The organism is Flavobacterium oncorhynchi, assembly GCF_002217355.1.
GTDB lineage: Bacteria > Bacteroidota > Bacteroidia > Flavobacteriales > Flavobacteriaceae > Flavobacterium > Flavobacterium oncorhynchi.
The window spans coordinates 142972-151765 of sequence record NZ_MUHA01000012.1 but is presented as its reverse complement, the minus strand read 5'-3'; the positions used below and the strand labels follow the sequence as shown (position 1 = coordinate 151765).

The following is an 8794-nucleotide window of genomic DNA, read 5'->3' as shown; positions in this document are numbered from 1 at the left end:
ATAACTCGTGTTTTACAATTCCTCTTTTTTAAAATCCTTGTGCGGTTTTTCCTCGTTTCACTGCTGTTTTGCTATTTTAAACCTTTTTTGCCATTCCCTTTTTATCGAGTTTTTAGCTTTTTATATTGTTTTCTGAAGAGATTCTAAGTTATTAAAAGCCGCTTCCCGCCGTTTTTAATCCCGCAGAGGCGCAAAGGCACTGAGTTTTTCCCTTTTTATTCTGATTGCATTACGGAACTGTCTTTTCATTCAATGAATTTCTTCCGAAAACAGCTCCCCTAGCCCAAATAGAAGCGAAAATCCTTTTTGCGGCAGGGTTCACCGTAAAAAGATTGAAGCGGACAGCAGAAATGACTTCTTATAAAAAGTAAATTCCAAACTCTAAAAAGCTTCGACTTCGATCAGCCAGACAAAACTTACTCGTATATATTATAGTAGAACTTTCCATTTACATAATACAACACTACATCCTTCTTATTACATAATAGCAATCTTATACATATATATATTGTATGTATTTTTGTAATCACTTATATTTGCATTCACAAAATTATAAACAATGATCAAGATTACTTTACCCGATGGGTCAATTAGAGAGTTCGCTCAAGGCGTAACTCCAATGGAGGTCGCTAAAAACATTAGCGAAGGTTTTGCACGAAATGTTATTTCTGCATCTTTTAATGGTACAACTATTGAAACCGAGACTCCATTAACGACCGATGGTAATCTTATATTATATACTTGGAATGATGCTGAGGGTAAAAAAGCTTTCTGGCATTCGACTTCTCACGTAATGGCACAGGCTCTTGAAGAATTGTACCCAGGAATTAAATTAACTCTTGGACCTGCAATTGCTAATGGCTTTTATTATGATGTTGATTTTGAAGACCAAAAGATTTCTGAGGCTGATTTTAAAAAGATCGAAGATCGTGTTCTTGAAATTTCAAGAGGAAAGCACGAGTTTAAAATGCGTCCGGTTAGCAAAGCTGATGCATTAGAGATGTACAAAGACAACGTTTACAAGACTGAATTGATTTCTAATCTTGAAGATGGTACTATAACTTTTTGTGATCACTCTACTTTTACTGATTTATGTCGTGGTGGACATATTCCGAATACTGGAATCATCAAAGCAATGAAAGTAATGAGTGTCGCTGGTGCTTATTGGAGAGGTGATGAGAAAAATAAACAGTTAACTCGTGTTTACGGAACTTCTTTCCCTAAACAAAAAGACTTAACTGAGTATCTTGAACTTCTTGAAGAAGCTAAACGCCGTGACCACCGTAAATTAGGAAAAGAATTAGAATTGTTTGCTTTCTCTCAAAAAGTGGGTCAAGGCTTACCTTTATGGTTACCTAAGGGCGCGGCACTTAGAGAACGTTTAGAACAATTTTTAAAGAAAGCTCAAAAGAAAGCAGGTTACGAACAAGTTGTGAGCCCGCATATTGGGCAAAAAGAGCTGTATGTTACTTCTGGTCACTATGCTAAATATGGTGCAGATAGCTTTCAGCCAATACATACTCCTGCCGAAGGTGAAGAGTTTTTGCTAAAGCCAATGAACTGCCCTCACCACTGTGAGATCTACAATGTAAGACCTTGGTCATATAAAGACCTACCTAAGCGTTATGCTGAATTTGGTACTGTATATAGATACGAGCAGTCTGGTGAATTACACGGTTTAACTCGTGTACGTGGTTTTACTCAAGATGACGCACATATTTTTTGTACTCCAGAGCAATTAGACGAAGAATTCAAAAAGGTAATAGACTTAGTATTATATGTATTTGGTTCATTAGGTTTTGAAAACTTTACTGCTCAAATCTCATTACGAGACCAAGAAGATAGAGAAAAATATATTGGTACTGATGAAAACTGGGAGAAAGCTGAAAACGCTATCATCAATGCAGCTGCTGATAAAGGCTTAAATACTGTTGTTGAATATGGCGAAGCTGCATTCTACGGACCTAAGCTTGACTTTATGGTTAAAGACGCCTTAGGAAGACAATGGCAACTAGGAACTATTCAGGTTGATTACAACCTACCTGAGCGTTTTGATTTAACATACAAAGGTGCTGACAATGAATTACATCGTCCAGTTATGATTCACAGAGCTCCTTTTGGATCTATGGAACGTTTTATAGCAATTTTACTAGAACACACTGCAGGAAATTTCCCGCTTTGGCTTATGCCAGAACAGGCTATTATCTTGTCTTTGAGCGAGAAATACGAAAATTATGCTAAAAAAGTTTTAGATTTGCTAGAAAATCACGAAATTCGCGCCCTAATTGACAACCGAAACGAAACTATCGGTAAGAAAATTAGAGATGCCGAAATGCAAAAAATCCCGTTTATGCTGATTGTAGGCGAGGAAGAAGAGAAAAACGGCACAATTTCTATACGCCGCCATGGACAAGAAGGAAAAGGCAACATCACAGTTTCTATCGAAGAATTTGCTTCGATTGTAGACGAAGAAATAAAAAAGACATTAAAAGTATTTACAGTTTAACTTAAATTAGAAAGTCATAGCAATAAAAAGTAACAGAGGTTTTCAACCTCGAGTAGAAAAAAAAGATGCACACAGAATAAACAACAATATTCGTGGTGTACAAGAAGTGAGGTTAGTAGGCGAGAACATCGAACCAGGTGTATTTAAGCTTGCAGAAGCTTTGCGTCTAGCAGATCAGTTTGAATTAGACTTGGTTGAAATTTCACCAAATGCTGAGCCGCCGGTTTGTAAAATCATGGATTACAAGAAATTTGTTTACGAACAAAAGAAACGTGATAAAGCATTAAAAGCTAAGTCTTCACAAGTTGTTGTAAAAGAGATTCGTTTTGGTCCTCAAACAGATGAGCATGATTATGAATTTAAAAGAAAAAATGCTGAGAAATTCTTAAAAGAAGGTTCTAAGTTAAAAGCATTTGTTTTCTTTAAAGGACGTTCAATCATCTATAAAGATCAAGGACAAATTTTATTATTGCGTTTGGCTACAGATCTAGAAGAACATGGTAAAGTTGAAGCTATGCCTGTTCTTGAAGGAAAGAGAATGATTATGTTCATTGCTCCTAAGAAAAAGAAATAAGTCTTAAAGTCGAAAGTCTTAAAGTCGAAAGTCACAAACTGACTTTTAACTTTTGACTTTTAAACTTTCAGACCAAAATATAAGTAAGTAAGAATAAATTAAAACACTAGGAAAAATGCCTAAAATGAAAACTAAATCTAGCGCTAAGAAACGTTTTAAAGTTACTGGTTCTGGAAAGATTAAAAGAAAGCATGCTTTTAAAAGTCACATCTTGACTAAAAAATCTAAAAAACGTAAATTAGCTTTGACTCACTCAGCGCTAGTTCACTCAACAGATATGAAAAGCATCAAACAACAATTAAGAATTATATAATTGTTAATCGTTAAAAGTTATTTGTTATGAGTAAAACTCTAACCTCTAACTTCTAACCTCTAACTTTTTTATTCTTTAGGTTAAAAAATTATTTATATAACCTTGGAGTATGGCTTTTAAGTTCCTTTGATTTAATTCAGGACGCCTGCTACAAAAACACATTAAAATTATGCCAAGATCGGTAAATTCAGTTGCTAAAAGAGCAAGAAGAAAAAAAATAATGAAGCAAGCCAAAGGTTTCTTTGGTAGACGTAAAAACGTTTGGACAGTTGCTAAGAATGCAGTAGAGAAAGCAATGTGCTACGCTTACCGCGATAGAAAACAAAACAAAAGAAATTTCCGTGCTTTATGGATTCAACGTATCAACGCTGGAGCTAGATTAGAAGGAATGTCTTATTCTCAATTCATGGGGAAAGTAAAAGCTAACGGAATCGAATTGAACCGTAAAGTTCTTGCAGATTTAGCTATGAACCACCCTGAAGCTTTCAAAGCAATACTTAATAAAGTAAAATAAACGTTTTATAAACTCAATTTAGATTACTTACTTATCATAAAAAAACCATTCGTTAATTCGGATGGTTTTTTGTTTTTACAACAATCTGCTTTACCTTTAAGACTCTTTAAAAAAACAACCACAAAATGTTTACTCCTCTTTTTGACCATATCCAGAAATTTGTAACACTTGAGCCTTCAGAAATTGATACACTTGAATCATGTTTAAAGCTCACGAAAATAAAAAAGAAAGAACATCTATTACAAGAAGGACAAGTTTGTAATACATTGTATTTTATTATAAAAGGCTGTGCAAGGCAATATATAATTAACTCAAAAGGAACGGAACAAACTTTGCAATTTGCGATTGAAAATTGGTGGATTACTGATTATTTAAGTTATCACAATACTACTCCATCACATTTCTACATTCAGACAGTTGAAAACAGTGAACTAATTGCTATCGAAAAAAACACTCTAGAATCTCTATTAATCGAAATTCCGAAGTTAGAACGATACTTCAGAATCGTTTCTCAAAAATCATTTGGAGCCGCTCAAATGAGAATTAAATTTCTATTTACAATGTCGGCAGAAGAGAGATATCATCACTTCAACAATCTAAACCCCGATTTTGTACAACGCGTTCCTCAGTATATGCTTGCTTCTTACTTAGATTTTTCAGCTGAATTTATGAGTAAAATCAGGGCTGGAAAAGTATAAGCTATATTTCTTGAAGTAGTTCAAGTTTTTTAAAGCATTCATTACTGACCTTTGTATTGAACTTTTAAAACATATAAAAATGAAATCAAGAATCGTTATTCCAGAAGTTGCCCCGCAAGCATATCAAGCATTAATGAATTTAGAAAAATACATCTCGACAACTTCATTAACATCAACTCATAAAGAACTAATTAAAATTCGTGCTTCACAAATAAATGGCTGTGCTTTTTGTATTAATATGCATACCGCAGATGCTAGAAAACAAGGCGAAACAGAGCAACGCATTTATTTAACCAGTGCTTGGCGCGAAGCTGATGTTTATACTGAAGAGGAAAAAGCAATTTTGGCTTTAACTGAAGCTGTAACCTTAATTGGAAATCATGTTTCTGATGAAGTTTATCAAAATGCTGCAAACTTATTTGATGAAAAATATTTAGCAGAAATCATCCTTGCAATCATCACAATTAACTCTTGGAATAGATTAGCAATTACAACAGGACTGAGAGCTGTTTAATTTTTTATAAAGATAAATTTTACAAGCTTACAAAATTCACAAGCCCTCTATCTAGAGGGCTTTTTCGTATCTGATTGCAAATGAGAAATAGAAAAAATAGTTTTATTCTAAGTTTTAAAAATACCGTATATATACTCTTTCAAGGGGATTTATTTTTTTTACTTTTGGCGCATGAAACAAAAACACAAGATAATATCCCTATACATAATTCTAATATTTATTATTTTGTTTTCATGTCAAAAAGAGGAATCTTCTAAAGTCGCTGCAAGTGATACAAAAGAAAAAGCAGAAAAACTGATCGCAATAGGAGATCGCTTTTATGATGATCAAAATTTTGACAGTGCTTTTTTTTACTACAACAAGGCAAAGTTTATTTGCAACCCAAAAACAGAAACAGAAAACTTTGTCAGCACATTAAATGCGATGGCTGAAATCCAAAGATATCAAAGAGATTATACTGGCAGTGAGTCAACTCTTACCGAAGCTTTGCCTCACCTTAAACACATAAAAAATCCCAAACATATTTGGAACACTTATATAGAATTGGGCAACAACTACCTCTTTACATATGATTACAATAATGCATTATCCTACTATAAAAAAGCATTAAGTTTAAATACAAGTGAATGGAGAAAACTAAGTACGACAAACAATATAGCGTTCGTTTTATTAGAACAGGGCAAATACAACGAAGCTTTAGACATTTTCACTGCTTTGATTGAGAAAAAAGAAATTCTTGAAACCCCAGAAAGCTATGTCAAAGTACTAGACAATATAGGTTTTTGCTATTTTAAAATTAAGGATCCGCGAGCACTTTCATACTTTAAAAAAGCATTAAAAGTAGCAGCCGAAACAAAAGATTATCTTTCGACTTCTAAAATTTATCTGCATTTGGCTGAATTTTACCAACCAAAAAATCCTTCGCTATCAAAAAAATATGCGCAGCTTAGTTATGAAAACGCAGCTCACATAAACTACTCTGAAGGTAAAATATCTGCTCTAAAGTTATTAATAAACTGCTCTGCAAGCAGTGAGCTAAAAAAATACTCTCTCATATACATTAAACTTAATGATAGTCTAACCGAAATACGGCAGAAAGCAAAAAATCAATTTGCTCGAATTAAGTATGACTCAAAAAAAGAGAGAAATGAAAACCTAAAACTGAAAACCGATAAAATTGAAAACGAACTTCAATTAGAAAGACAAAAAAATCGAAATATAATTTCTTATATCATTATTATATTAAGTTTAAGCTTAATATTAGCGCTGTACTTTCATTTAACATCTAAAGCTAATAAAGAAAAAATTGAAGCAACTTACAAAAGCGAAACACGAATTGCTAAAAAACTGCATGATGAATTAGCTAATGACATTTACCATACGATGGCTTTTGCTGAAAATAAGAACCTTTCTGTATCTGAAAATAAAGAGCAATTAATAAAAAATCTAGATGTAATATATTCTCGAACTAGAGACATATCAAAAGAAAACAGTCCAATTATAACATCTGAAAAATACATCTTATTTTTAAAAGAAATGATTGCAGGATTCAATACTCCCGATATTAATCTTCTACTAAATGGTATTGAAAACATACCTTGGAATGAACTTGAAAAAAACAAAAAAATAACCACTTACAGGGTACTACAAGAATTACTCGTAAACATGAAAAAACATAGTAACGCTACACTAGTTGGCATTAATTTTAAAAAAAACAATAAAAACATTACGGTCACTTATACGGACAATGGAAAAGGCATCAATTTAAATTCTATGACTTTTAAAAATGGTCTTTACAATGTAGAGAACAGAATTAACTCAGTAAAAGGAGAAATTAAATTTGATTCCACTCCTAGTAATGGGTTTAAGGTTATCTTTAAATTCTCAATTTGATTACAAAAGCAATGACGTTTATTAAGAATAGATTTTTCTTAAAGTACTTTTTAATATTCTTAACAATATTAATAGTTGGGGCAATATTTCTATTACAATCTAAGAGAAACAAAAATGCTGAATCTCAGCAAAAGACAAAGGATAACGCTGCAGAAATTAAAAGTCTAATAGATAAAGCAGATCTCTACTTTGACGATGACAATAGAGAACTGGCAATTCTAACCTATAATAAGGCAATAAAACTCTGTGACCCAGAAATTAATACAACAGATTATGTATATTCACTGTATTGTATCGCAGATTTACACTACTCAAGCTCTGATTATATTTCCAGCGAAATTGCAGCTACAAAAGCATTACCGTATTTAAAATTAATTAAGAACCCCAGATATTCTTGGCTTATTTACAATGTACAAGGACAAAATTACTTAAGTACTTATGACTTTACTAACGCGGAACTTTATTTTAAAAAAGCACTAAGACTAAAAACAAGTTTATGGAGAAAACGTGTTGCTCTAAATAATATCGCGGCTATTTATAAAAACAAAAATGAATATGACAAAGCAATAGAGATTTATCAAATTCTTGCTTCTAATGTCCACGCTTCTAAGCATAAACATTTAGACGATAGCAATTATGCTTTTGTACTAGACAATATGGGATATTGCTATTATCAAAAAGGAAATTATGATGAAGCTTTAAAATGCTATTACAAAGCTCTAGAAATTCGTCTGCAGCCACAAAGCAGCGAAGGTTTAGTAAACAGTTACCGCCATCTTTCTACATATTTTCAAAAAAGGGATCCTAGATTAGCAAAAAAATATGGGGCAGAAGCACTAAAAACAGCTGAAAAATTGAAATCTGTAACAGAAATTATTCTCAGCCTTTATGTCGTGATCGAATCTAGTGAAGGAAATGAACTAAAAAAACATACAGAAAGGTACATTCATCTTACCGACAGTATTGCAAAAGCAGGAAAAATGAATAAGAATCAATTTTCTACAATGCGATACGAGTCTAAGATAGATAAAGACCAAAATTTACAGCTCAAAGCAGAAAAGACAGAAAATGAACTGCAACTAGAACGACATAAAAATCGAAATATCATTTCATATATTATAATCGTTTTCATAATTGGTTTTTTTATAATTCTATTATTTTACTTATCTCTAAAGGGAAAAAAAGAAAAAAAAGAAGCTGTATTTGAAAGTGAAAAAAGAATTTCAGGAAAATTACATAATGAACTTACTCTTCAAGTATACAATTCTTTGTCTTTTGTTAAAAGAAACGATCTAGAAACTGTCGAAAATAAAACTGAACTATTAAATAATCTTGAAAAAATTTATTCTCAAACACGTACTATTTCAAGAGAAAACAGCAGTATTGAAACAAATGAAAGATATGAAACTGGTCTTAAAGAAATGATTTCAGGTTTTAAAACAGCACAAATAAGCATTCTAACAAACGGCCTGAATGATATTCAATGGAATAAAATAGATAAAAATAAAAAAATAATTGTCTATCGAGTGCTGCAAGAATTATTTCAAATTATGAAAAACGCCAGCAATGCTTCTCTAGTAATAGTTTCTTTTAAAATAGTTCAAAAAAATATCACTGTGACCTATAGTGATAACAGGGTTGGAACCGAAAACAAAAAAACATTTTTAAAAAATACGATGCAAAATGTGGAAAACCGTATTAAAACAATAAATGGAACTATTAATTTTGACCATAATTCAGAAAAAGGTTTCAAGATAAATTTCACTTTCCCTTTATAAAGTA

At 32.1% G+C, this 8794-nt stretch carries 8 protein-coding genes; all 8 read left to right on the top strand.

Annotated features, from left to right (window positions below; all coding sequences use genetic code 11):
- Positions 1–559 precede the first annotated feature (559 nt).
- Positions 560–2506 (top strand): threonine--tRNA ligase, encoded by a 1947-nt coding sequence (gene thrS, locus B0A75_RS10525; protein WP_089054230.1) that lies wholly within the window; start codon positions 560–562, stop codon positions 2504–2506.
- Positions 2507–2528: 22 nt separating this feature from the next.
- Complete coding sequence (gene infC, locus B0A75_RS10520; protein ID WP_089054229.1) at positions 2529–3080, top strand: translation initiation factor IF-3; 552 nt, start codon at positions 2529–2531, stop codon at positions 3078–3080.
- Between the two features lie 115 nt (positions 3081–3195).
- Positions 3196–3393, top strand: coding sequence for a 50S ribosomal protein L35 (gene rpmI, locus B0A75_RS10515; protein ID WP_007810722.1), 198 nt, complete (start codon positions 3196–3198; stop codon positions 3391–3393).
- 169 nt (positions 3394–3562) lie between these two features.
- Positions 3563–3907 carry a 50S ribosomal protein L20 gene (gene rplT, locus B0A75_RS10510; protein WP_007810721.1) on the top strand — a complete coding sequence of 115 codons (345 nt, stop codon included), beginning with the start codon at positions 3563–3565 and terminating at the stop codon, positions 3905–3907.
- Between the two features lie 125 nt (positions 3908–4032).
- The gene (locus B0A75_RS10505) at positions 4033–4605 is read left to right on the top strand and encodes a Crp/Fnr family transcriptional regulator (RefSeq protein WP_089054228.1); all 573 of its coding nucleotides are present in this window, start codon (positions 4033–4035) and stop codon (positions 4603–4605) included.
- A 79-nt stretch (positions 4606–4684) separates the two neighbouring features.
- Positions 4685–5119 (top strand): carboxymuconolactone decarboxylase family protein, encoded by a 435-nt coding sequence (locus tag B0A75_RS10500; RefSeq protein WP_089054227.1) that lies wholly within the window; start codon positions 4685–4687, stop codon positions 5117–5119.
- Positions 5120–5290: 171 nt separating this feature from the next.
- Positions 5291–7012 carry a tetratricopeptide repeat-containing sensor histidine kinase gene (locus tag B0A75_RS10495; RefSeq protein WP_244284382.1) on the top strand — a complete coding sequence of 574 codons (1722 nt, stop codon included), beginning with the start codon at positions 5291–5293 and terminating at the stop codon, positions 7010–7012.
- A complete protein-coding gene (locus B0A75_RS10490) occupies positions 7009–8790 on the top strand; it encodes an ATP-binding protein (protein ID WP_089054225.1) in 1782 nt (593 codons plus the stop codon). Before B0A75_RS10495 ends, B0A75_RS10490 begins: the two co-directional genes overlap by 4 nt.
- The last annotated feature ends 4 nt before the right edge of the window (positions 8791–8794 follow it).